The organism is Nocardia sputi (assembly GCF_023501985.1).
The window spans coordinates 57,829-80,199 of sequence record NZ_JAMFLC010000018.1; the positions used below are offsets into that span (position 1 = coordinate 57,829).

At 69.8% G+C, this 22,371-nt stretch carries 22 protein-coding genes; 12 read left to right on the forward strand and 10 right to left on the reverse strand.

What is annotated here, in order from left to right; genetic code table 11:
• Positions 1–35: 35 nt before the first annotated feature.
• The 4 genes from M8859_RS23120 to M8859_RS23135 are packed head-to-tail and all read right to left on the reverse strand — an operon-like array spanning position 36 to position 3,321.
• Entirely contained in the window at positions 36–851 is an 816-nt protein-coding gene (locus tag M8859_RS23120; RefSeq protein WP_159920490.1) for an ESX secretion-associated protein EspG, read from the reverse strand.
• Positions 848–2,143, reverse strand: a complete 1,296-nt coding sequence (locus tag M8859_RS23125) for a WXG100 family type VII secretion target (protein ID WP_159920492.1) — start codon at positions 2,141–2,143, stop codon at positions 848–850. The genes M8859_RS23120 and M8859_RS23125 overlap by 4 nt, the downstream gene beginning before the upstream one ends.
• Positions 2,136–2,570 carry a hypothetical protein gene (locus tag M8859_RS23130; RefSeq protein ID WP_159920494.1) on the reverse strand — a complete coding sequence of 145 codons (435 nt, stop codon included), beginning with the start codon at positions 2,568–2,570 and terminating at the stop codon, positions 2,136–2,138. Before M8859_RS23130 ends, M8859_RS23125 begins: the two co-directional genes overlap by 8 nt.
• Before the next feature lie 34 nt (positions 2,571–2,604).
• Positions 2,605–3,321: an alpha/beta hydrolase gene (locus tag M8859_RS23135; RefSeq protein ID WP_223521006.1), complete on the reverse strand. Its 717-nt coding sequence runs from the start codon at positions 3,319–3,321 to the stop codon at positions 2,605–2,607.
• A gap of 106 nt (positions 3,322–3,427) precedes the next feature.
• Here M8859_RS23135 and M8859_RS23140 point away from each other — a divergent pair, with 106 nt between their 5' ends.
• Entirely contained in the window at positions 3,428–4,339 is a 912-nt protein-coding gene (locus M8859_RS23140; protein ID WP_249644808.1) for an SMP-30/gluconolactonase/LRE family protein, read from the forward strand.
• Positions 4,340–4,441: 102 nt separating this feature from the next.
• Here M8859_RS23140 and M8859_RS23145 read toward each other — a convergent pair whose 3' ends face one another.
• Positions 4,442–5,428, reverse strand: a complete 987-nt coding sequence (locus tag M8859_RS23145; protein WP_249644809.1) for a helix-turn-helix transcriptional regulator — start codon at positions 5,426–5,428, stop codon at positions 4,442–4,444.
• 97 nt (positions 5,429–5,525) lie between these two features.
• On the opposite strand from M8859_RS23145, the gene M8859_RS23150 reads away from it, so the two are divergent.
• Positions 5,526–6,674: an epoxide hydrolase family protein gene (locus M8859_RS23150; protein ID WP_159920502.1), complete on the forward strand. Its 1,149-nt coding sequence runs from the start codon at positions 5,526–5,528 to the stop codon at positions 6,672–6,674.
• A 179-nt stretch (positions 6,675–6,853) separates the two neighbouring features.
• Here M8859_RS23150 and M8859_RS23155 read toward each other — a convergent pair whose 3' ends face one another.
• Positions 6,854–7,546 carry a hypothetical protein gene (locus tag M8859_RS23155; RefSeq protein WP_249644810.1) on the reverse strand — a complete coding sequence of 231 codons (693 nt, stop codon included), beginning with the start codon at positions 7,544–7,546 and terminating at the stop codon, positions 6,854–6,856.
• A 206-nt stretch (positions 7,547–7,752) separates the two neighbouring features.
• Between M8859_RS23155 and M8859_RS23160 the strand changes: the two genes are divergently transcribed.
• Both M8859_RS23160 and M8859_RS23165 read left to right on the forward strand, forming a co-directional pair.
• Complete coding sequence (locus M8859_RS23160) at positions 7,753–8,925, forward strand: acyl-CoA dehydrogenase family protein (protein WP_195069525.1); 1,173 nt, start codon at positions 7,753–7,755, stop codon at positions 8,923–8,925.
• A gap of 9 nt (positions 8,926–8,934) precedes the next feature.
• Entirely contained in the window at positions 8,935–10,059 is a 1,125-nt protein-coding gene (locus M8859_RS23165; RefSeq protein ID WP_249644811.1) for an acyl-CoA dehydrogenase family protein, read from the forward strand.
• Between the two features lie 40 nt (positions 10,060–10,099).
• Here M8859_RS23165 and M8859_RS23170 read toward each other — a convergent pair whose 3' ends face one another.
• Positions 10,100–10,534: a hypothetical protein gene (locus tag M8859_RS23170; protein ID WP_195069524.1), complete on the reverse strand. Its 435-nt coding sequence runs from the start codon at positions 10,532–10,534 to the stop codon at positions 10,100–10,102.
• A 292-nt stretch (positions 10,535–10,826) separates the two neighbouring features.
• Between M8859_RS23170 and M8859_RS23175 the strand changes: the two genes are divergently transcribed.
• Positions 10,827–11,108, forward strand: coding sequence for a hypothetical protein (locus M8859_RS23175; RefSeq protein ID WP_159989276.1), 282 nt, complete (start codon positions 10,827–10,829; stop codon positions 11,106–11,108).
• Between the two features lie 88 nt (positions 11,109–11,196).
• Positions 11,197–12,027, forward strand: a complete 831-nt coding sequence (locus M8859_RS23180; protein WP_195069523.1) for a GNAT family N-acetyltransferase — start codon at positions 11,197–11,199, stop codon at positions 12,025–12,027.
• On the opposite strand, the gene M8859_RS23185 is transcribed toward M8859_RS23180, so the two are convergent.
• The 3 genes from M8859_RS23185 to M8859_RS23195 all read right to left on the reverse strand — a co-directional run bounded on the left by M8859_RS23185 (position 12,024) and on the right by M8859_RS23195 (position 16,790).
• Positions 12,024–13,727, reverse strand: coding sequence for a serine/threonine-protein kinase (locus tag M8859_RS23185; RefSeq protein ID WP_308221225.1), 1,704 nt, complete (start codon positions 13,725–13,727; stop codon positions 12,024–12,026). The genes M8859_RS23180 and M8859_RS23185 overlap by 4 nt on opposite strands.
• Positions 13,728–13,730: 3 nt before the next feature.
• Positions 13,731–15,524, reverse strand: coding sequence for a serine/threonine-protein kinase (locus M8859_RS23190; RefSeq protein WP_195140938.1), 1,794 nt, complete (start codon positions 15,522–15,524; stop codon positions 13,731–13,733).
• Between the two features lie 126 nt (positions 15,525–15,650).
• Positions 15,651–16,790 carry a serine/threonine-protein kinase gene (locus M8859_RS23195; RefSeq protein WP_236565278.1) on the reverse strand — a complete coding sequence of 380 codons (1,140 nt, stop codon included), beginning with the start codon at positions 16,788–16,790 and terminating at the stop codon, positions 15,651–15,653.
• Between the two features lie 123 nt (positions 16,791–16,913).
• Between M8859_RS23195 and M8859_RS23200 the strand changes: the two genes are divergently transcribed.
• The 6 genes from M8859_RS23200 to M8859_RS23225 all read left to right on the forward strand — a co-directional run bounded on the left by M8859_RS23200 (position 16,914) and on the right by M8859_RS23225 (position 22,342).
• Complete coding sequence (locus tag M8859_RS23200) at positions 16,914–17,684, forward strand: deoxyribonuclease IV (RefSeq protein WP_159920520.1); 771 nt, start codon at positions 16,914–16,916, stop codon at positions 17,682–17,684.
• A gap of 442 nt (positions 17,685–18,126) precedes the next feature.
• Positions 18,127–19,059 carry a TauD/TfdA dioxygenase family protein gene (locus M8859_RS23205; protein ID WP_159920522.1) on the forward strand — a complete coding sequence of 311 codons (933 nt, stop codon included), beginning with the start codon at positions 18,127–18,129 and terminating at the stop codon, positions 19,057–19,059.
• 130 nt (positions 19,060–19,189) lie between these two features.
• Positions 19,190–20,410, forward strand: a complete 1,221-nt coding sequence (locus tag M8859_RS23210) for a CaiB/BaiF CoA transferase family protein (RefSeq protein ID WP_159920524.1) — start codon at positions 19,190–19,192, stop codon at positions 20,408–20,410.
• Positions 20,407–20,574 (forward strand): hypothetical protein, encoded by a 168-nt coding sequence (locus M8859_RS23215; protein ID WP_159920526.1) that lies wholly within the window; start codon positions 20,407–20,409, stop codon positions 20,572–20,574. Before M8859_RS23210 ends, M8859_RS23215 begins: the two co-directional genes overlap by 4 nt.
• Complete coding sequence (locus tag M8859_RS23220; protein ID WP_195069522.1) at positions 20,571–21,491, forward strand: hydroxymethylglutaryl-CoA lyase-like TIM-barrel protein; 921 nt, start codon at positions 20,571–20,573, stop codon at positions 21,489–21,491. The genes M8859_RS23215 and M8859_RS23220 overlap by 4 nt, the downstream gene beginning before the upstream one ends.
• A 74-nt stretch (positions 21,492–21,565) precedes the next feature.
• On the forward strand, positions 21,566–22,342 hold the full coding sequence (locus tag M8859_RS23225) for an ABC transporter ATP-binding protein (RefSeq protein ID WP_159920530.1): 777 nt from the start codon (positions 21,566–21,568) through the stop codon (positions 22,340–22,342).
• Positions 22,343–22,371 lie beyond the last annotated feature (29 nt).

The window sequence follows — 22,371 nt, forward strand, 5'->3', positions numbered from 1 at the left end:
GCAGGCCCCACACCCGCGGTGACCCGCCGTGCCGTTCAATGCCCGGCGTAGGCCGTCGACGTGCGGGCGGCCGCGGTGACGAGCGGGCGCAGGTGGGCGGCGAGGCTTTCCGCGGTCACCGCGACGACGTCGACGTCGGTGCCGGTTCGTATCGCGTAGCGGCCATCGGCGATGACGTCGATCCAGCACAGCACGCCGAACGGACGCAGCTCGCCCTCGCCGCGGCGGGCGGAGACCACCATCTGGCCGATGCCTTCACGCGGTTGCTTGAGCAGTCTGCGGATCCGGGCCGGAGTGGACGGCCCGGCGACCGGAACGGTGACCAGGTTGCGGCTGTCCTCGCCGACCTGGGCCAGGGGAGCGGTCAGCCGCGGGAGAGTGCCCGGGGTGTTCTCCGGAAGCATCGAGACGATCCGTGCGCAGAGGCTTTTGGAGCTGCCCGCGAACAATCGCACGTCGCCGCCGCGGTCGATCGTCGCGCCGGAGCGTTGCGCCGCGACCACCGCGATGTTCCCGGCGGCGGCTCCGAGGATGCGGATCGGGCGTGCCACCTCGCTCTGCGCCGTAGGGAGGACGAGCGGCCCGCCGTTCCCGCACGGTGCCGGGTCGGGCGCCGCGTCGCGCTGACCGAACACCTCGATCCGCAGGTCCGGCTGCGCGAGAACGCGTAGCGCCGCTTCCAGGTCCGCGTCCAGTACCTGATCGCACCAGCGATCGAGCGCCGGAAGTTGCGCGGCGCGTTCGCCGGTGTCGCGCGCCGACAGGCGCACGGCGAGTGGATATGGGATGCGATCACCGTCGGTGCGTGACCAGGCCAGCGCGAACTGGTCCGGGGTCAGCGTCCAGTTCACTCGTACTCGGTCCACTCACCGAGCACGGGTGGCGTGGTCGGATCGAGTGACCCGATGAGTTCGCCGCCGTCGTCGGAGGGCTCGAGGAAGGTGAGATCGTCGAGGTCGTATTCGTCGTCCTCGTCATCGATCGGCGCCGTGCGTGCGGTCGCCGCGCCCGCGGCCACGCTCGAACCGGCGCGCGGGGTGTCGACGGCGGCCAGCGCACCGCCCATCAGACCGCCCATCGCGCCGGCGCCGAGACCGGTGACCGCCGCGTCGCCGCTGTCGTCGTTCTTGCGCCGCTCGTCGCGCTTGCGCTGTTCCTCGGGCGGAACCTGGCCGCCCACGCCGGGCACCGTCGGCACGATCGTCGGCTGGCCGGCCGACGCGGGCGTGGTGGTCGGCCCCGACGCGCTCGCGGACGGCGCGGTGCGCAGAACGGAGGCGGCCGCCACCGTCGGAAGCGGGGCCGCGGCGGGTGCGACCCCGGGCGCGGTGGACGCCGGTATTTCGCCCGGGACCGTGGCGCCCGCGGGTGTGACAGCGGCGGCGGAGGTCTCGGGGCTGTCCGTGGTGGGTGTCTGATCGGCGGGCGCAGCGCTGACGTGCTGCTCCGCCGCCCCGCTCGGCTCCTGCGGGTGCGTGCCGAGCGGCATCGGCGGTGCGTCCGGCGCGGCCGGAGTGGTTCCGGTGATCTTGCTCGTGGGTGTGGCGGTGGGCGCTGTGGCTGCCTGCTGGTCCGTCTCGTCGGGGAAGGCGGGCACGTCGGTGCCGGTCTGGACGAATACGCCCGCGTAGATGTCGTTCATCGCGCGCACGACGTCCTGGCGTGCGTGCTCGCTGGCCTTCTGCCCCTCGACATTGCTCGTCGCGCGGGACGGATCCAGCAGCGCTCCCGCCAGATCCGGTGCGTCCGCCGAAGGCTCGGACACTGCGGCCCGCAGCGCTTCCGCCGCGTCGCTCGCCTGCCCGAGGCGCTGGGAGACCACCGCGAACACGTCGGCGAGGTCTTGACCGCTCTGCTCGAACACGCGCACCACCGCGTCCGCGTTCTTCGCCGCGGAGCCGCGCCAGCCGTCGGCGATGGCCGCGCGGATGCCGGTGTGCGCTTGGAATATGGCGTCGGCGAGGTGCGCCGCGGCATCGCTCCAGGCCTGCTTGCCGCCCGCGAGCACCGCCGGATCCAGCAGCTGTACCTTGGCGTGGATCTCCGTGTGTGTGAGGTTGTCGAACATCTCGACGTTCGGCGCGTAAGCGGGGTCGGTGCGCCGGTGGGTGGCCCGCTCGCCGGCGCGCGGCATCTCACGCATGCGCGGCTCCCGTCACGTCGATCCGTTCGACCGCCAGCGCGAGCGCCTGGTCGGCCTGCTGGTAGGCGGCGGCCGCGGCGCGGAAGGTCTGGGCGAGTTCCCGTGCCGCGGTGGCGTATTCGCTCAGCCGCGCGATCGCGCCGTCGGCCTTGCGTTCGAAACCGGCGCGCAGCGCGTCGCCGGAGGCGAATCCGCCGAAGCCGGGCAGCGAGGTGGCGGCGCTCAGGACGCGGATCTGTTCCTCGACCCGATCGGCGAGCAGCTCGTACTGGCGGGCGCATCGTTCGTGCGCGCCGTCGGCGACCAGCAGGCCGTCGATCCACAGTGAGCCGTCGTCGACCGCTCGGTTCAGCGCGGCGATATCGACATCGGGTGCGGTGACCTCCGCGGGTGGCTCTCCGCCGAACCCGTTCTCCTGCGATGGCATATGCGCCGTCCCCCTTCCTCGTCCGAAGAGCGGTTCACGGATGTCGTGCCAACCCCACGACGACACCCTGCATCCAATCCGCGATGTCGGCAGTGACCCGCGCGTGCACCGGCTCGTGCAGCAGGTCGTGCCCTGCGTCGGTGTACTGCCGTAAATCTACCGATTCGTGGCGGCTAGTCCAGACCCTGATCGCATCGATCGGCGCGCGCCGGTCGTCTACGCCGTGCACGGCCAGCACCGGAAGTTCGCGCGGCAGCGGCGTTCCCGGCGCGCCGGGCGCACCGCCGCCCAGCGCGCGCGGCGGGACGCCCGACAGCACCAGGCCCGCCAGCGTGTGCACGGGCAAGGCGGGCCGCAGCGGGTAGTCGCGCTCCAGAACCATCGAATCCGAGGTGGCAACGGACGAATCCGGCACCGCAGCGCCGAGTATGCCCAGCGCGGTGACCGCGCCGAGCGAGTGGCCCATCAGGATCAGCGGTAGGCCGGTACCGGCCAACTCGACCAGCCGCACCGCGTCCGCCACCAGCTCGGCCAGGGTGCCGGGCCGGTGCGGATCGCCCTCGCTCAACCCGTGCCCGGAGGTGTCCAAGGCCCACACCTCCGCCCCCGCGGGTTTCAACGCGCGGGCGAACCGGTGGTAGTGGCTGCTGTGCTGACCGGTTCCGGGCAGCAGAACCACGGTGTACAGGGGACTTTCGATCGGCCACCGCCGATAGTGCATCCGGCCGCGCCTGCCGTCGAAAAATGGCATGCACCGATAGTGCCAAAGATCGCCTCCCGAATGGGACCGCACGATTTCGTGTCGAGAACAGTTAAGATGCGCGGCGACCACCCAGACCGAGCCCGAGGTGCCCGCGTTGCGAAGACTCCGCCGTCGAGGCGCCTTTCTCTTGCCCGCCGCGGCGCTGGCCTTCACCGGCGCACTCGCGCCGGTCGCAGCCGCCACGCCGCCGGTCGCCGCCTGCGACCCCGCCTCGGCGGTCACGGCGGTTCCGGCGCAGGCGCCCGTGCTCGACTGGTCGGAGAACCTCGGGTACGACGCCCAGGGCAACCTGTGGGTCTCCCGGCTCTACCGCAACGAGGTCCAGCGCTACGACGCCTCGGGCGCGCTGACCGCCACCGTCGCGGTGGAGTTCCCCGGCGCGGTCCGGCTCGGTCCCGACGGACTGCTGTACGTCGTCTACGGCGACGCGCCGGTCAGTGTCGTCCGTCCCGGCGGCGTGATCCGGTTCGATCCGGCGGCGGCCGTGCCGAAGCCGGAGGTCTTCGTCTCCGGCTTCACGATGCCCAACGGCGCGGCGTTCGACCCGAGCGGCAACCTGTACGTCGCGACCTTGTCCGGCGTGGTGAAGGTCCGTCCCGACGCGTCCATCGATGCCGCGTGGGGAGCGCCGCTGGCCGGACTGGCCGCCAACGGCGCGGCGGTGCACGACGGCACGCTCTTCGTCACCGCCAACGGTGGCCCGCTCGGCCGCATCGTGCGCATCCCGCTCACCGCGCCCGCGTCCCGCAGCACCGTCGCCGACCTGTCCTCGCGGCTGCCCGGTCTGCCGGATTTCGCCGACGACCTCCTGATCGACCCGGCCGGAATCCTCTACGTCACCACCCTTACCGGCCAATTGGTCCGCGTGGACCCCACCACCGGCGCCGCTTGCTCGGTCCTGAGCACTCAACCCCTGACCGCCGTCGCCGCCGTCCCCGGCCATTCGGACCAACTGATCGCCACGACCGAATCCGGCGCTCTCCTGCGAATCGACCTTTCCCGCTGACCTGTCCCGTACCCACTGCGCGGTGGTGCTCCCGCATAAGTGGTCAGGTGGGAGCTCCCCAGGTCAGGTGACTGCCCGAAATATTCTGAGCGCGGCTTCGACTCAGGTGCCGGTGTTGTCGCCGGGGTCCGTGGGGATCGCACGCTCGGCGCGGCGGGCGATGGCGCGCACGTGGTCGATCAGTTCCGGCGGCTCGTGAACCCGGAATTCCGCTCCCAGCCCGAGGAGCCGGTGCGCCAGCCATTCCAGCGCGTCGTCCCGTAGGACATCGATCCGGCACGTGCTCGCATCGATCGCGACGACCTCGTCCGGGCCGTCACCGAGGCGTCCCGCGACCCGGTCGGCCGAAGCGTGGATGGTCACGCGAAGCCGGAGGGCCGGTGTGCCCCAGTCGGTGCGGCGGCCGGTCACGTAGGCGGCGGCGTCTGCGGCGGGCAGGGGGCGCGGGGTGAATCTGGCGGCGGTGGGCTGCGGGCTGTCGATCCGGTCGACGCGGTAGACGCGCCAGCCGGCGCGGTCGAGGTCGTAGCCGACCAGATACCAGCGCCGCCGGGCGGGAACCAGGCCCACCGGCTCGGTATTGCGCCTCGTCTCCGTGCCGGCCTCGTCGCGGTAGACGAATCGCACACGCTCGCGGTTGGTGACGGTCGCCGCGAGCGTGGCGAGCATTTCGGGGTCGACGGCGGGTCCGTCGCCGGTGAGTGGGGTGAGCGCGGCGCCGAGCACCCGTACCCGGCGCCGCAATTTCGCGGGCAGCACCTGCTCCACCTTGGACAGCGCCCGGACCGAAGCCTCTTCGATCCCGGCCACCGCCGAGCCGGCGGCGGCGCGCAACCCGACCGCGATGGCGACGGCCTCGTCGTCCTCCACCAGCAGCGGCGGCATCGCCGCGCCCGCCACCAAGCGGTACCCGCCCGTCGCCCCGAGCGTCGCGGTCACCGGATAGCCGAGTGCGCGTAACCGGTCGATGTCGCGGCGCACCGTGCGGTCGGTGACGCCGAGGCGTTCGGCCAATTCGCTGCCCGGCCATTCCCTTGGGGTCTGCAGCAGCGACAGCAGACGAAGCAGTCGCGCGGGAGTGTCGTTCACGCTGTCCAGAGTCGCAGACATCTAGGACCTGGTTCGTCCTAGATGACTCTTACCGTCGTTGTCGTACCGCAGGACCGACCGGCAAGGAGCCGAAGCCATGACCGACAGCTCGACCGAAATCCGCCCGTTCCGCATCGAGATCCCGCAGGCCGATCTGGCCGATCTGCACGACCGGCTCGCCCGCGCCCGCTGGTCTGCCCAGCTGCCCGGCGCGGGCTGGGATCGCGGCGTGCCGGTCGACTACCTGCGCGAGCTGGCCGAGTACTGGCGGACCGGATTCGACTGGCGTGCCCAGGAAGCGAAGCTCAACGCGTTCCCGCAGTTCAAGACGCGTATCGACGGCCTCGACGTGCATTTCCTGCATGTGCGTTCGCCGGAGCCGGACGCGACGCCGCTGCTGCTCACCCACGGCTGGCCGAACTCGTTCGTCGAATTCACCGAGACCATCGGCCCGCTGGCCGACCCCCGCGCGCACGGACTCGATCCGGCGCAGGCCTTCCACGTGGTTGTGCCCTCGATTCCGGGGTTCGCGTTCTCCGAAGGGCCGCGTGAGCCCGGCATGACGCCGGGAAAGGTGGCCCGGATGTGGCTGACGCTGATGGACCGGCTCGGCTATCACCGCTTCGGCGCGCAGGGCGGCGACCTCGGCGCCTATGTGGCGCCCGAACTCGCCATCGCCGCGCCGGACCGGGTGATCGGGGTGCACCTCGACGGCGGGATCGGGCTGCCGAGCGAGGCGGATGTGCCCACCATGACGCCGGACGAACGCGCCGAGTGGGACCTCATGCAGCAGTGGATGAGCGGCGGGGTGGACCACCACGTCCTGCTGCGCGACGCCCCGCAGACCTTCGCCCACGCCTGGACCGACTCACCCGTGGGTCTGCTCGCCTGGATGATGCAGAAGTTCACCGAGTTCGCTCCGCTCGCCGACCGCGTCGAGGACGTGATCAGCCGCGACCATCTGCTGACCAACATCAGCCTGTACTGGTTCACCGACACCGTGGCCGAGTCGTCCTGGCCGATGTACAACGGCCTCGGTGACGGTGGATTCGCCTGGCCGAAGGGGCAGAAACTGGTGCCGACCGGCACCTACGGCGGCGGCTCCGCGCTGATGCGGCGCCTGGCCGAACGGGACAACACCATCGTGCACTGGCCGGAGGGCAACACCGGCAACCACTTCGTCGCCATGGAATGCCCGGAGGCGCACGTCGCGGACATCCGCGCGTTCTTCGCCGGGCTGCGGTAAGGGGCGCGCTCCTGCGGCTCGGCGCGCCCGTCGCACGCAGTCACGGCGTTGCGGGAAGGCCTGTGCAGGGACCGGTATCCGGGCGTGGTCTCTGCGGCACACCAGCCGCTACCCACTGTCCGGACCGGCTCGAACTGCTCGAGGCCGGTCGGGCGCCGCGCAAGTGTGCGCGGCGACTCTCAAGGGGTCGGTTCCCCGGAGCCACTCGGGGCCGGCGCCGGTGCAGGCGCGGCGGGCGGCGGGACCGGGTGGTCCGGGACGGTGAACAGGCCGACGGTGGGAGTCATCACACAGTGTGCGAACGGGTAGTCGATGATGCCCCACATGGAGGCGAGCACCGTGCCGTGTCCGCTCGCGACCGTCTTGGACAGCGACGGCAGGCGGTACTCGGTGACATCGTCGAGCGGGTCGATGCCGCTGGCTCCGGTGTTGACGTTCACCCACGCGACGACGAGCCCGGAGGCCAGCGGCGCACCGGAGTGCGAGGGGGTCGCGCTGAACCGCAGCTCACCGGGCCCGACGTTCAAGTCGCGGCCGTTGCCCGTCCCGTCGGTGGTCGCGGCCGCGATGATCGTGGTGATCGGCCCGTTGCTGCCGCAGCCGAAGGTGGGCGCGGCGTAGGAGAACGGGGTGAACACGCTGGAGACCTCACGCAGGTGCGCGGCGTCGATCAAGCCGGCGTATCGCGTGAGCGCGGCCACGCCCTCCTGTGCGGTCGGGTCGGCGCCGGCGATTTCGGTCAGATGAGCCAGGCCGGAGTCCACCGGCGCTTGGGCCTGCTCGGCGGTGGCCGGTGCGGAGAAGGTCAGGGCCGCGCCGATGCCGAGGGATGCCGCGGCGGCCGCGGCGCGTGCGATGGTCCTGCCGTTCACTCGTTCTCCTCGATACCGAACCTGGTGGGGCCCCGACCCACGTGCAGCAACGTACCAGCTCGCCGCTACCGCCGTCCCGGGGAGCGGCGCCCTTTTCGGCGTCGCGAACGGCATCGGCCGCCTGTCCGTTGTGATCCAGTCGACAATGGAGGATTACCGAGGGGTAGGTTTGACTCGGAAGTTACGAGACACGCAGGGAGATGCGTATGAAACTATCCTTGTCCCCCGACGACGTCGCCTTCCGCGACGAACTGCGCACGTTCTATCGGACCGAGATCCCGGCCGACATCCGTGAGCGGGTCCGGGACGGCCGTGAGCTGTCCCGCGACGACATCGTCACCGCGCACAAGATCCTCAACGACCACGGTCTCGCGGTGCCGAACTGGCCCGTGGCGTGGGGCGGCAAGGACTGGACGCCGATGCAGCGCCACATATGGCAGGACGAGATGCAGCTCGCGTCGGTGCCCGAGCCGCTGACGTTCAACGCGCAGATGGTCGGCCCGGTGATCGCCCACTTCGGCTCGCAGGAGCTCAAGGAGCGTTTCCTGCCGCCCACCGCGGCGCTGGACATCTGGTGGTGCCAGGGCTTCTCCGAGCCGGACGCGGGCTCCGACCTGGCCTCGCTGCGCACCACCGCTGTTCGCGACGGTGATTCCTACATCGTCAACGGCCAGAAGATCTGGACCACGCTGGCCCAGTACGCGGACTGGATCTTCTGCCTGGTGCGCACCGACCCCAGCGCGCCGAAGAAGCAGGCGGGCATCTCGTTCCTGCTGTTCGACGTCAAGTCGCCCGGTGTCACCATCCGCCCGATCAAGCTGATCGATGGCGGGTACGAGGTGAACGAGGTCTTCTTCGAGAACGTCCGGGTTCCCGCCGACCAGCTGGTCGGCGAGGAGAACATGGGCTGGACCTACGCGAAGTTCCTGCTCGGCAACGAGCGCACCGGCATCACCGGCGTCGGCCGCACCAAGGTCAAGATCGGCGTGGCGAAGCAGTACGCGGCGCAGATCAAGTCGGGCGACGGCACTCTGCTGGAGGACCCGGTGTTCGCGGCGCGGGTCGCGGAACTGGAGAACGAGCTGCTCGCGCTGGAGCTCACTCAGCTGCGGGTGGTCTCCAACTCCGCGGACGGCAAACCGAATCCGGCCTCCTCGGTGCTGAAACTGCGCGGTTCCGAGCTCCAGCAGGCAGCCACCGAGCTGCTGCTGGACATCGCGGGGCCGGATGCCATCCCGGTGGGCTCCGGCGACATCGCCTCGCCCGGCTGGGCGCAGCGCAGCGGCCCCGCCTACCTGAACTACCGCAAGACAACCATCTACGGAGGCTCCAGCGAGGTGCAGCGCACCATCATCGCCTCCACGATCCTCGGATTGTGAGGCGCCACCATGGATTTCGATCTCACCGATGAACAGGTCATGCTCCGCGACACGGTCCGTGACCTGCTCACCCGCAACTACGACGCCGAATCGCGGCTGAAGGTCGTCGACTCCGAACTGGGTTGGAGTCGCGACGTATGGCGTCAGCTCGCCGACCTGGGCGTGCTCGGCCTGAGTTTCGCCGAGGAGGACGGCGGGGTCGGCGCCGGTCCGGTGGAGACCATGGTCGTGCTCGAGGAGGTGGGCCGCAGGCTCGCGCCGGAACCGATCCTGGACGCGGTGCTGGTGCCCGGCGGGCTGGTCGCCGCGGCGGGCAGCGCCGAACAGCGGCAGCGGATCCTTCCCGAGGTCGCCTCGGGCACGAAGCTGCTCGCCTTCGCCCATGCCGAGCCGGGAGTGCGCTGGCCGTCGACCGAGCAGGCCACCACCGCTTCGGTGCAGGGTGATTCGTACACGCTGACCGGTGTGAAGAACCCTGTCCCGCACGGCGACAGCGCCGAGGAGTTGGTGGTCAGCGCCGCGCTGCCGGACGGCGGTGTGGGGCTGTTCCTGGTCGCGCCGGACGCGCCGGGTGTGGTGCGCAAGCCCTACCGCACGGTGGACGGTCAGCGCGGCGCGCAGCTGGAACTGACCGAGGCGCCCGCCGAGCGGCTCGGCGAGGCCGAAGCCTCCGAGACGATCGCGTCGGTGCTCACGTACGCGCAGGCAAGCCTGTGCGCGGAGTCGATCGGCGCGATGGAAGAGGCGTTGCGGCTGACCGCCGATTACCTCAAGCAGCGCAAGCAGTTCGGCGTCACCCTGTCGAAGTTCCAGACGCTCACGCAGCGGGCGGCCGACATGTACGTCTCGCTGGAGCTGGCGCGCAGCATGAGCCTGTACGCCACGGCGTCGCTGGCGGACGGGGCCGACAACCCGGTGATCGCCTCACGCGCACGGCTGCAAGTGGGCCGCGCGGCTCGGCACATCGGGCAGGAGGCAATCCAGATGCACGGTGGCATCGGCGTCACCGCGGAGTACCCGGTCGGCCACTATGTTGCCCGGCTGACCGCGATCGAGCGCACCCTCGGTAGCGGACTCGAGCACCTGCGGGTGCTCAGCTCCCGGGTCGGCGAATACGAGCTGCCCGAACTGTAAGGGGTGCGGCGGTGGTGCGCGCGTGGCGCACCACCGCCTGTCACTCGTCTTCGTCGTCGGGGGTCGTCCGCAATTGCGGGGGCGCCTCTTCCGACGAATCGTTCGTGGGCGTCCGCGCGGCGGACGGTGGCCTCGGTTCCTCGGGCGGAGCGGCCTGCGAAGTGTCCTCGTGTGGGTTTCGCGGGGAGGGCTCGGCGGAGGTGCTGCTCATGAAACCCGCGAACGGGGTCGGCCGCTGCTGATTGGCGGGGGCTACCCGCCAGGTGGGCGAGGGCGGGATGACGACCTTGGGTGTCGTCGGGCCGGTAGTGCTTTCGCGGACCACGGGTTCGGCGTACTCGCCCGCCTTCAGCGGCGGTGGCGGCACGTAGGTGTCCTGTCTGCCGACGCCGCAGGCGCCGATCAGAATCAGCCCGATGGAAACCGCTCCGGCGGCGATTACCGGACCGGCGATCTTGGTCCTGCTGCTCTCCATCGGTGACGCTCCTCGTGTGTCTCGAGTGGACTCACCTTACTCGAGGCAGCTCGGCCGAGCGAGGCGAGTGGTCGCTGGGTATACGCCGGGACGGCGCATATAAAACGGTCCTCATTCAGATATCGAATTGGTCTCTTCGGCGTGTCGCGGGCACGTGTCGCTATCTTCCGGCGTCCCGGAGTCGTAGCGTGTGTGAGCAAAGTTACGCGTGAGACGCCGGTTTCAGGATGAGAGACACGTTGTGTGAGAACGTGATAGTGGTTCTCTGACCGGCGTCATCGAGGAGTAGATGATGGGAGCTTACTCGACAGCGGCGCAGCGTGGTTCATCCCACGCCGCAGAGGATGCGGTGTCGGCAACGGCGCAGCATCCCGCGTCGAACCAGCAGGCACGCACGCTGTCCACGATTCTGTCGCGGACGCTCGCCTGGTTGATCTTCATCGGCGGACTCGTCGGGGCGGTGCTCGGCATCGCCGGGCTGCACGTCGAAATCACTGTCGCCGGGCTCATTCTGGCGTGCACCGCGGGACTGGTCCTGCTCAAACTCCGCGCCGGAGGCAGCGAAGCGGACTGAGAAACCGGCCGGTCGCACTGGTGGCCGGTACGGTGCCTGGCGCGAGAAACGCGGACGCGCAACACTTCAGGCGCCTACCGTGATCCGCATGAGGATCGAGATCACCACCGACGCCGCCGAGTTCCGCTCGGTCGCGGGGTCGTTTCTGCTCCGCGATCCGCTGCGGCACACCGTGATCACCACGAGTGTCGCCAACCACGTCACGGGCATCGACGCCCCCTCCGAGGCATCGCGCTTCGTCTCGGTCCACGGCGAGGATGGCTCGGTCGTCGGCGCCGCCATGCGCGTGGCCGGCCGTGACGTGTATCTCGGCGCGCTACCGCCCGACGGCATTCCCGCGGTGGCTCGTGCGCTGGCCGACGTGGTGCCCCAGAGCGCGGGCGTCGAGGGCATCGTCGAGGACGCGACCGCTTTCGCCCAGCACTGGTCCGGACTGCGGGGTAAAGGCTTCCACCGGTCGTACGTCACCCGGCTGCACCGGCTCGGCGCGCTGCGGATCCCGGACGTGGCCGGAGCGCCCCGCCGAGCCGGGGATTCCGATGTCGCGCTGTGCCGAGACTGGTCGATGGCCATGAACCAGGAGTCCGGGACGCAGTCCGGGCTGGACGAAGCCGCTATCCGGCGCCGCGTGGAAACGGGCCGCTGGTGGTTGTGGGAACGAGATGGGGAACCGGTGAGCCTTGCCGCCCATCAGATTCCGATCCAGGGTTGGTCACGGATCGGGCCCGTCTACACCCCGCCGGACGCGCGCGGGCACGGTTACGCCAGTGCGGTCACCGCGCACGTCGCCAAGCTGCTGCGAGCCCAGAGCCTGGATGTCTGCCTGTTCGCCGACATCGCCAACGCCACGGCCAACCGGATCTACCGGTCGATGGGCTTTCATCCCACCCATGAGTTCGCCCACTACGTCTTCGACTAGCCCTCGGCCCGGACGGCCCCGCGGGGCCGCGGTGAACCGCGCGAACACCGGCGCGAGGCTCGGCGGGCGGGAACTCGATTCAGCGGCGCGGATTTCCACCAGTCCATGAACTCGGCGTGGGTGGCGATGAACCCGGTGCTGTACATCAGCATGGCCGCGCGGCCCGGGTCCGAGGAGAACGCGGTCACCATCCGCGGCCGGAGATTTCGGCTGTCGCGCAAGGTGTAGTTCGTATAGCTGTGGCCGCTGTCGTTGGTAGCGGTCGCGCGATCGTTGGCAGGCAAGGCATCGAGAACCGCCTGAGCGTCGGCGGGGGAGCCGTAGAGGTAGAAGTCGAAGGACGCCTTGTTCTGCCCGCCGAAGCAGCTCCACATCGCCACCCACGCGCCGAAGCCGGGGTCCTCGTGGTCGCTCGTCGCCGGGGAATCCGGTGCGTGGGCGAAACAGCCCGCTTTGTGGTATCCGGTTCCGGAGTGCACCAGGCGCTGGGCGGAGGTCTCCGGCAGCATGTCCGGGAACGCGGCGCTCAGCTCGGCCGCGCGGGCGCCTATCGTGGCTCGATCCGTGGTGGCGGAGACGGTCGTCGGCGGATGCCTGGTAACCGGTGGCGCGGTGGCGGCGGTGTGCTGCGGGCGCTCGGTCGTCGTCGGTCCGGCGGAGCTGGGGGAGCTGACGCTGCTGAAGACGACCGCGACGATGACGACGGTCAGGCCGAGCACGAACAGCAAACCGAGCCAGCCGCCCACCGAAGCGTGCCAGCGGGAACGCCGTGCCGGGCCGAGATAGGCGCGTGCGGGACGTTGCGGGATCTCCGCGTCGGTCCGCGGCGGCGGCCGGTTCGGCAGGGGCGGCGGCGGCCACGGCGCCGCGGTTGCGGTCAGGGCCTGCCACGCGGCGACGGCGAACTCGGTGCAGGAGTCGAAGCGATCTGCCGCGTGTTTGGCCATCGCTTTGGCCAGCACGGCGTCCAGCGCCGGCGGCAACCCGTGCCGCGACCTGCTGACCGGTGGCGGCGGTGCGCTGAGGTGGCCTTGGATCACCGCCACCGGATTGGTGGCGTCGAACGGCACGGTGCCGGTCAGTAACCGGAACAGCGTGCAGGCCAGCGAATACTGGTCGGCGCGGTGATCCAGCGGCGCGCCGGACAGCTGCTCCGGCGCGGCGTAGGCCAGTGTGGCGGTGAAAGTCCCGGTCTGGGTGAGCCGTCCGGTGTCGTCCCGGAATCGGGCGATGCCGAAGTCGCCGAGAAAGACGCGCTCCTCACCGCCCTCGCCGCGCTCGAGCAGAATGTTCGCCGGTTTCACGTCGCGGTGCAGCACGCCGCGGCTGTGCGCGAAGTCCAGCGCCTTGGCGGTTTCCGCGATGATCTGTACCGCCCGCAGCGGCGACAGCGTCCATGCGTCCAGCGCCGCGGCGTCGGTGCCGTCGATGTAGCGCATGGAGATCCACAGCCGATCGCCTTCGACGCCTCGGTCGAACACCGGGACGATGTTCGGGTGGTCCAGCCGCGCGACGAGATCGGCTTCCCGCTCGAAGCGGGTACGGATCTCCGTGTCGTCGAACAGCTCCGGGTTCAACAGCTTCATCGCCGTCAACCGGGGCAACCGCGGATGCCGCGCCAGGTACACCGATCCCATCCCGCCGCGGCCGAGCAGGCGTTCGATGGTGTATCCCGCGAAGACCTCACCGGTACGTAGCACGGGTCAGTTCAGCGGAGCCGAGCGCCACCAGCGCAGCAGCTCGTCGATGGTGGTGTGGCTGAAGCCGTCGGTGTACATCAGGTATTGGGTCCGATCCGGATCACTGGTGAACGCGGTGACCATCTTGGCGCCGTCGTCCACGTACTTGTAGTTGGTGTAGGACTTTCCGCCGTTGGTGTCCGTCGACTTGGTGGCCGAGGAGGGCAGGCCCTTCAGCACCGCCTGCACGTCGGCCGGGGTCTTGTAGGCGTAGATGCGGTAGTACGGATCCTCGTTGTTGCCACCCTTGAAGCAGCGCCACTGCGCGGCCCAGTCGCCGAAATCCGGCTCGCCCTTGGACGGCGACGGTGGCGAACTCGATGAGGCCAGCCAGCATTCGGCGCCGTTGTACCCGACATCCTCGGTCTTGGAGGCGGGCACCATCCGCGGGAACTCCGCGCTGACCGACTCCGGGGTCGCCTCGACCAGGTTCGGCTTCACCGCCGAGGTGGTCGTGGCGCCCGCGTTGTTCGACCCCGAATCCGAGGTCGCGCCGATGATGCCGAGCACAACCAGGATCAGCACGACGACGCCCACCGCCGAACCGACGATCAGGCCGGTGTTCTTCTTGGGCGGTGATCCGGCCGAGGGATAGGTGTGCGCACCGTGCGGCGGCGCCGGCGGGGCGCCGAAGGCGGAGAACCCGGATTGCTGGTGGGAGTAGGGGTTGGTGGCCGTCGGGTGCGGCCCGGAGTTCACCACCGGAGTGGGCGGTGCGGGCGCGGCCGACGCGGCGAGCGAGGTGGGCCCGCTGGTATGCGGAGCGTGCGTCTGGTGCCCCGGGCCGCTGACGTAGTGGCCCACCGGATACGGCGACCCGGTAGTCGGGATCTGCGGCCCCGTGGTCGGGCGCGGCCCGGTGGTCGGGTGCGGTGGACCGGTGACCGGGCGGGGACCGCCCACCACCGGCATCGATGGCGCGCTCGACCCGGTCAGCGCCTGCTTGGCGGCTGCGGCGAACTCCGCGCAACTGCCGTACCGGTCGTCGGGCCGCTTGGCCATCGCCTTGGCCAGGACGCCGTCCAGGGCGAACGGCAGTCCCGGCCGGACACTGCTCAGCGCGGGCGGCGCTCCTTGCAGATGTCCTTGGATGACCGCGGCGGGGTTCGTCGCGGAGAAAGGGCCCGTGCCGGTGAACAACCAGAACAGCGAGCAGGCCAGCGAGTACTGGTCGGAGCGGTGATCGAGTGAGACGCCGGTGAGCTGTTCGGGCGAGGCGTAGGCCAACGTCGCGGTGAAGGTGCCGGTCTGCGTGAGGTGACCGGTGTCGTCGCGCAGCCGGGCGATGCCGAAGTCGGTGAGGTAGACCCGCTCACCACGACCCGCGCTGGAGCGGGCCAGCAGGATGTTGGCGGGTTTCACGTCACGGTGCAGCACCCCGCTGCCGTGCGCGTAGTCCAGCGCGTCGGCGGTCTCCTTGATGATCTGCACCGCGCGTTCGGGCGGCAGCGATCTCGGTTCCACCGAGGCGGCGTCGATGCCGTCGATGTACTGCATCGAAATCCACAGCTGCTCGTCCTCGAGGCCACGGTCGTAAACCGTGACGATGTTGGGGTGATCGAGCTGGGCGACCAGATCCGCCTCCCGTTCGAACCGCGCCCGCACCTCCTTGTCGAAGAACATCTCCCGATTCAGCAGCTTCAGCGCGGTCATCCGCGGCAGCCGCGGATGTTTCGCCAGATATACCGAACCCATGCCACCGCGCCCGAGTTGCCGCTCGATGACATAGCCGGCGAAAACGTCACCGCTGGCCAGCATGACTGCTCCACTTCCCGCCGCGCGCCGGGACCCACCGGCGAACAGGCGTACAGCATAAGAACGCGCGGTCCGGGATGGGCCCGACCACGGAAAACATCGAAACCATAGCAGTAGTCGCGCCCCCGCCTATCGGTCGTCGAGTGTGGTGACGCGCGGGCGATCGACGGAAACCGGCCCGCCCGGCGGGGGCCGGGGGTCCGGCGGTTGCTGGTGTGGCCGCACCGCCGATCCCGGGCGTATGGGCAGATTCGGCAACTCGATGAGGCCGGGATGAACGGGGCGGCGCGGCGGCGGAAAGCTCGGGCGCGGGGTAGGCGGCGGAGGTGGTTGGGGCCTCGCACGGGGCTGCGCGGGCGGCATCCGGTGCATCGGCGCGGGCGGGTGCCCTTCGGGGTGGATGCCGTGCAGCGGTGTCGCCCGGTGCCCGCCGGGATATCCGTGAAGGGCATGCTTGGCCGCGGCGGCGAACTCGGCGCAACTGGTGAAGCGATCCGCGGGCCGCTTGGCCATGGCACGTGCCAGCACCGGATCCAGCGCGGGCGGCAGGCCCGGACGCATCCGGCTCAGCATCGGGATCGGCGCGTGCAGATGGTTGTCGACCACGGCCGCCGGATTGGTGCCCGGATACGGCGGCGCGCCGGTGAGCAACCAGAACAGCGTGCACGCCAGCGAGTACTGATCGGCGCGGTCGTCCAGCGGCTGACCGATCAGTTGCTCCGGCGCGCCGAAGGCGAGGGTCGCAGTGATCGTGCCCGCCGAGCTGATCGTGGTCTCCGCGCCGCGGATACCGGCGATACCGAAATCGGTGAGCAGCACCCGCTCCGGCTGCCCGATCGGCGCCTTGGCCAGCAGGATGTTGGCCGGTTTCACGTCGCGGTGCAGCACCTGGTTGGCGTGCGCGTAATCGAGCGCCGCGGCGGTGTCGGCCACGATCTGCACCGCGCGTCCGGGAGCGAGCACGTCGACGTCCGCGCAGGAGGCGTCCGAGCCGGGCACGTACTGCATGGAGATCCACAGTTGCCGGTCCTCCGCGCCGCGATCGAACACCGTGACGATGTTCGGGTGGTCGAGCCGCGCGACCAGATCGGCCTCGCGCTCGAATCGGCGGCGGCTGTCGGCATCGGCGTACAGATCCCGTTGGAGCAGCTTCAGCGCCGTCATGCGGGGCAGCCGAGGATGCCGGGCCAGGTACACGGTGCCCATACCGCCATGGCCGAGGACGCGTTTGATGACGTAGCCCGCGAACACATCGCCGGTCTGCAACACCGTTACACCCCCTTGTCGAGTGAATCGCGCGGACACTATCCATGTATCTCGCCGAACCGTCGGGATGCAACAGTCGCAGCGCAACCTCGATGGTTGTCGGTAGCAGCCAGTACTGTGGCGCGCATGCGCATTGGAGCACATGTCCGGCTCGACAGCGACCCGATCGGTTTCGGGGAGAAGCTCGGCGCCGACGTCATCCAGATGTTCGTGGTCGATCCGCAGAGCTGGGACAAACCCACCCCGCATCCGCGGACCGAGGAGATCCTCGCGAGCCCGATCGAGGTCGTGGTGCATTCCTCCTATCAGATCAACGTCGCTAGCCTGAACAACCGGCTGCGCATGCCCTCTCGCAACGCGGTCGCGCAGCAGGCGAAGGCAGCCGCCGAACTCGGCGCCTTCGGCCTGGTGGTGCATGGAGGGCACGTGCGTTCCGACGCCGAACTGGACACCGGAATCGACAACTGGCGCAAGTTGTTCGAGCGGCAGCAGGACAAGGGCGGTTTCGCGGTGCCGATCCTGATCGAGAACACCGCGGGCGGCAATCACGCCATGGCCAGGCATTTCGACTCCATCGCCCGGCTGTGGGACGCGGTCGGCGACTACGGCGCCGGTTTCTGCCTGGACACCTGCCACGCCTGGGCGGGTGGTGAGGAACTGGTCGGCGTCGTCGACCGGATCAAGGCGATCACCGGACGGATCGACCTGGTGCACCTGAACTCCTCCCGCGACGAGTTCGACTCCGGCGCCGACCGGCACGCCAACTTCGCCGATGGCACCATCGACCCGCAACTGCTCGCCGAGGTGTGCCGGACGGCGGGCGCCCCCGTGGTCCTGGAAACCCCGGCCGACGGACTCGCGGAGGATCTGGCGTATCTGCGCGAGTGCTGTGTTTGATGTGCAGCGCCTGCGGCGCATGCGCTTCGGTCGCTGGGACGCGAGACGGGCCGCGAACAGCGCTCGTAAGACTCGCACCCGACGGGGCTGGGTCTGCTTCGGTTGTATCGAGTCTGTGGGCCGGTGCGGCGGGGAGCGGTCTTGCGGTGCTGTGCGCGGTGTCGCGGGTGGGATGAACGGTGCTGGTACGGCTTGTACTGGACGGGGCTGGGTCTGCTTCGGTCGTCTCGAATCTGTGGATCGGTGCGGCGAAGACCGATCTCCCGGCGCTGTGTCCGATGTGCGGTGGGTGAACGGTGCTCGCGGGACTCGCGCTGGACGGGTCCGGGCTGCTCCGCTCGTCCCGTGTTGTGATCAGTGCGACGAAAACCCTGGTCGGCGGGGTGGTTTCGGTGATGTGCTCCAACGAGCAGTAACCGATCTCGACAGCGAAGGTGATCTTATGACGGTCGCACCCGCCACCCCATCCACAGCCTCGGTGACCAGGCTCGGCGCCCGTATCGGCGCGCGAATCGACAACGTCCGGCTCGGTGGCGATCTGGACCCGGTCACAGTCGAGGTGATCCATCGCGCGCTGCTGGAGCACAAGGTCATCTTCTTCCGCGGGCAGGATCACCTCACCGAGGACGGGCAATACGAGTTCGCCCAACTGCTCGGCTCACCCACCACCCCGCACCCGACGGTCACATCGCACGGTGTGAAGAGCCTGGCGATCGATTCCGAGCACGGCCGCGCCAACAGCTGGCACACCGACGTCACCTTCGTCGACCGCATTCCGAAGGCGTCCGTCCTGCGCGCGGTTCAGCTGCCGCCCTATGGCGGCGCCACCACCTGGGCTTCCACCGTCGCGGCCTACGAGTCGCTACCGGAGCCGCTCGAGCGCCTCGCCGAGTCTCTGCGAGCCGTACACACCAACGTGTACGACTACGCCGCGCGCACCGGGGAGCAGCCGCAGCCCAACGCCGCCGCCTACCGCGCGGAGTTCGAGTCGACCTACTACGAAACCGAGCACCCTGTGGTGCGCGTGCACCCCGAGACCGGCGAGCGGGCGTTGCTGCTCGGCCACTTCGTCAAGCATTTCGTCGGGCTCTCCAGCGCGGAGTCGCACGCCCTGTTCCGGCTGTTCCAGGACCGGGTGACCCGTCTGGAGAACACCACCCGCTGGAACTGGGCGCCCGGCGACGTCGCCATCTGGGACAACCGCGCCACCCAGCACTACGCCATCGACGACTACGACGACCAGCCGCGCAAGCTGACCCGCATCACCCTGGCCGGCGACGTCCCGGTCGGCGTCGACGGCTCGCCGAGCACCGTTATCGCGGGCGACGCCGAGCACTACTCGATCATCGAGGACACGCGGCTGGTCGCGTCCTGAGCGGGGCCCGCATGGTTGCCGGGCGCGAGCCCGGCTATTGAGGGGCCATGCGGTGTCCTGGATCCAGCCGCGAACACGCAGCGCCGCGGGCGCTGCAAAAACCAGCACAGCATGGTCCACACTTGTTGCCATGAGTATTCGGCCGCTGGACGGGGTGCGCGTCCTGGAACTCGGCAACTACATCGCCGCGCCGACCGCCGGGCGCATCCTCGGCGACTTCGGCGCCGAGGTGATCAAGGTGGAACGCCCGAAAGCCGGGGACGAGCTGCGCAACTGGCGGCTCTACGGCGGTGACACCTCGATGCTCTTCCGGACGATCAACCGCAACAAGAAATCGATCACGCTGGACCTGCGTACCGAGGCGGGACGTGGCATCGTGCTCGACCTGATCCGGCGCTGCGACGTGCTGCTGGAGAACTTCCGGCCCGGGATGCTGGAGAAGTGGGGCCTGGGTCCGGAGGTGCTGAACGAGGCGAACCCGGATCTGGTGATCACGAGGATCTCCGCCTACGGGCAGACCGGCCCGCTGTCGGATCGTCCCGGTTTCGCGGCGGTGGCCGAGGCCGTCGGCGGCCTGCGCGAACTGGTCGGCGACCCGGACCGTCCGCCCGTACGGACCGGTGTCTCGATCGGGGATTCCATCGCGGGCATCTACGCCGCGTTCGGCACCGTGATGGCCCTGTTCCAGCGCGAACGCCGCGCCGAGGGGGACGCGCCGGTCCCGCTGCCCGAACGGCTGATCGACGTGGCGCTCAACGAGGCGATCCTGTCGGTGATGGAATCGCTGGTGCCGGACTATCTGGCCTACGGGATCCAGCGCGAACGCGTCGGCGGACGGATGGAGGGCATCGCCCCGAGCAACGCCTACCCGTGTTCGGACGGGACCAGCATCATCATCGGCGGCAACGGCGACGCCATCTTCCAGCGCTACATGGCGGTCATCGACCGGCCCGATCTGGCAGCCGACCCCGAACTCCAGGACAACGCGGGTCGCTGGCGCCACCGCGAACGCCTGGACGCGGCCATCGGCGAGTGGACGGTGCGCCATACCCGAGCCGAAGCGTTGAAGCTGCTGGAGGCCGCCGGGATCCCGTGCGGCCCGATCTACACGGCGGCCGACATCGTGGCCGACGAGCAGTATCGAGCGCGCAACATGATCCAGCCGTTCGCTGTGGACGTCGGCGCACCGGAGCCGAAGGTCGTCGGCTTTCCCGGCATCGTCCCGGTGATCGGCGAGCAGTCCCTGCCCATCCGCTCCGTCGGCCCCGACCTGGGGGAGCACACCCGGGAGGTGCTGACCGGGTTGCTCGGCATGAGCGAGGCCGAGATCGATGCGTTGGAGGCGCGATGAGCACGCAGCCGCACGACCGCAGGCGACCGGAGGGCCGTAGTGCCCGGGAACCGCGCACGCCGGGCAGCAGCAGGCCCGCCGTGCAACCCAATCCGACCGGGGCCGGGGAGAAGCCGTGGGGCGGCGTGATGTGCGGCCACCACCGAGCGCGGGAGCAGCGATGACCGCGCCGGTGCTGCGCGACGTCACATTGCGCGACGGCCTGCAGCTGACCGGCAAAATGCTGCCGGTGCAGCGCAAGGTGGACATCGCGCGCCGCCTGCTCGCGCTGGGTGTGCCCGCACTGGAGATCGGCTCGATGGCGCGCCCGGACCTGGTCGCGCCGATGGCGAACACCATGGAACTGGTCGCCGCGCTGACCCCGGAGGAACTGCGCCACTGCTGGGTGTGGGTGGCGACGCCGCGCCACGTCGAGAAGGCAGCCGCGGCGGGGGTGCGCAACTTCCAGTACTGCTTCTCGGTCTCCGACGCGCACAATCGGGCGAACATCGGACGCGACACCGAGGACAGCGTCGCCGCCATGCCGGACGCGGTGCGACTGGCCCGGGAGGTGCACGGGTCCATCCAGCTGTGCTTGGCAACGGCTTTCACCTGCCCCTTCGACGGTCCGGTCGACCCGGAGCGAGTACTGGCCATCGCGTGCGACCCACGCACCGAGGGCGCCGACGACATCGTCCTGGCCGACACCCTCGGACAAGCTCATCCCGGCCAGGTCGCGGCGCTGGTCGCCGCGGTGCGGGACCGGACGCCCCCGCGCCGCGTCGTCTTCCACGGTCACGACACCTGGGGAATGGGCGTGGCCAACACCCTCGCCGCGGTCGCGGCGGGCGCGGACATGGTCGACGGCGCGCTCGGCGGGCTCGGCGGCTGCCCCTTCGCACCGGGAGCGAGCGGCAACACCGCCTCTGAGGACATCCTGTTCGCCACCAGGCCGGAATGGTTCACCCCCGCGACGCTGGCCGCACTGGTGAACATGTCCGAGGAGTTGCTGGCCGAACTCGGCGAACCCAACCGTTCGCGCGCACTCGAAGGCGCCCGCTCGAAAGCCTCGGCCTTCGAGTGGGTCGTGGGTGAGGCCTGATCAACCCAGCTCCGAATCCAACACAGGGTTTTCCCTGATGGCATGTGGACGCGAAGCCGGTAAGACTGGACGGCATGACTTCGCAAGCCTTGGGCGCAGATACCGCGGACATCGCGGCACCGACCGATGTCGCGGCCCACGCTATCGACCTGACCAAGGTCTACGGATCGGGTGACACGCAGGTCAGGGCATTGGACGGAGTGTCGGCCGAGTTCGCCAAGGGCGAGTTCACCGCGATCATGGGCCCGTCCGGGTCGGGCAAGTCGACCCTGATGCATTGCCTGGCCGGGCTCGACAGCGCCAGCTCCGGCGCCGTCCGCATCGGCGACACCGACCTGACCACCCTGTCCGACAAGCAGATGACGCGCCTGCGGCGGGACCGGATCGGGTTCGTCTTCCAGGCGTTCAACCTGGTGCCGACGCTCACGGCGCTGGAGAACATCACGTTGCCGCTGGACATCGCCGGGCGCGAGCCCGACCAGGAGTGGCTGGACACGGTGTTGAAGCGGCTCGGGCTGATCGATCGGCTCACCCATCGTCCCAGCGAGCTGTCCGGCGGACAGCAGCAGCGGGTGGCCTGCGCCCGTGCTCTCGCGGGCAAGCCCGAGATCATCTTCGGTGACGAGCCGACCGGCAATCTGGACTCCCGGTCCTCGGAAGAGGTGCTGTCGATCCTGCGGGCCGCGGTGGACGAGTTCGGGCAGACGGTGGTGATCGTCACGCATGAACCGCACGCGGCCGGGTTCGCCGACCGGGTGGTGTTCCTGGCGGACGGGCGCATCGTCGACGAGATGCGTGATCCGACCGCCGACACCGTGCTCGACCGGATGAAATCGTTGGAGCAGGCGTGACCAGGGGTTCGCGGAAGTTTCGGGGGCAG

Excerpts from the sequence above, each read along its gene's own strand:
- M8859_RS23125 (WP_159920492.1), bottom strand. The coding sequence starts at position 2,143 with ATGCGTGAGATGCCGCGCGCCGGCGAGCGGGCCACCCACCGGCGCACC.
- M8859_RS23130 (WP_159920494.1), bottom strand. The coding sequence starts at position 2,570 with ATGCCATCGCAGGAGAACGGGTTCGGCGGAGAGCCACCCGCGGAGGTC.
- M8859_RS23135 (WP_223521006.1), bottom strand. The coding sequence starts at position 3,321 with ATGCCATTTTTCGACGGCAGGCGCGGCCGGATGCACTATCGGCGGTGG.
- M8859_RS23150 (WP_159920502.1), top strand. The coding sequence starts at position 5,526 with ATGACCGACAGCTCGACCGAAATCCGCCCGTTCCGCATCGAGATCCCG.
- M8859_RS23160 (WP_195069525.1), top strand. The coding sequence starts at position 7,753 with ATGAAACTATCCTTGTCCCCCGACGACGTCGCCTTCCGCGACGAACTG.
- M8859_RS23165 (WP_249644811.1), top strand. The coding sequence starts at position 8,935 with ATGGATTTCGATCTCACCGATGAACAGGTCATGCTCCGCGACACGGTC.
- M8859_RS23170 (WP_195069524.1), bottom strand. The coding sequence starts at position 10,534 with ATGGAGAGCAGCAGGACCAAGATCGCCGGTCCGGTAATCGCCGCCGGA.
- M8859_RS23175 (WP_159989276.1), top strand. The coding sequence starts at position 10,827 with ATGGGAGCTTACTCGACAGCGGCGCAGCGTGGTTCATCCCACGCCGCA.
- M8859_RS23180 (WP_195069523.1), top strand. The coding sequence starts at position 11,197 with ATGAGGATCGAGATCACCACCGACGCCGCCGAGTTCCGCTCGGTCGCG.
- M8859_RS23190 (WP_195140938.1), bottom strand. The coding sequence starts at position 15,524 with ATGCTGGCCAGCGGTGACGTTTTCGCCGGCTATGTCATCGAGCGGCAA.
- M8859_RS23200 (WP_159920520.1), top strand. The coding sequence starts at position 16,914 with ATGCGCATTGGAGCACATGTCCGGCTCGACAGCGACCCGATCGGTTTC.
- M8859_RS23205 (WP_159920522.1), top strand. The coding sequence starts at position 18,127 with ATGACGGTCGCACCCGCCACCCCATCCACAGCCTCGGTGACCAGGCTC.
- M8859_RS23210 (WP_159920524.1), top strand. The coding sequence starts at position 19,190 with ATGAGTATTCGGCCGCTGGACGGGGTGCGCGTCCTGGAACTCGGCAAC.
- M8859_RS23215 (WP_159920526.1), top strand. The coding sequence starts at position 20,407 with ATGAGCACGCAGCCGCACGACCGCAGGCGACCGGAGGGCCGTAGTGCC.
- M8859_RS23220 (WP_195069522.1), top strand. The coding sequence starts at position 20,571 with ATGACCGCGCCGGTGCTGCGCGACGTCACATTGCGCGACGGCCTGCAG.
- M8859_RS23225 (WP_159920530.1), top strand. The coding sequence starts at position 21,566 with ATGACTTCGCAAGCCTTGGGCGCAGATACCGCGGACATCGCGGCACCG.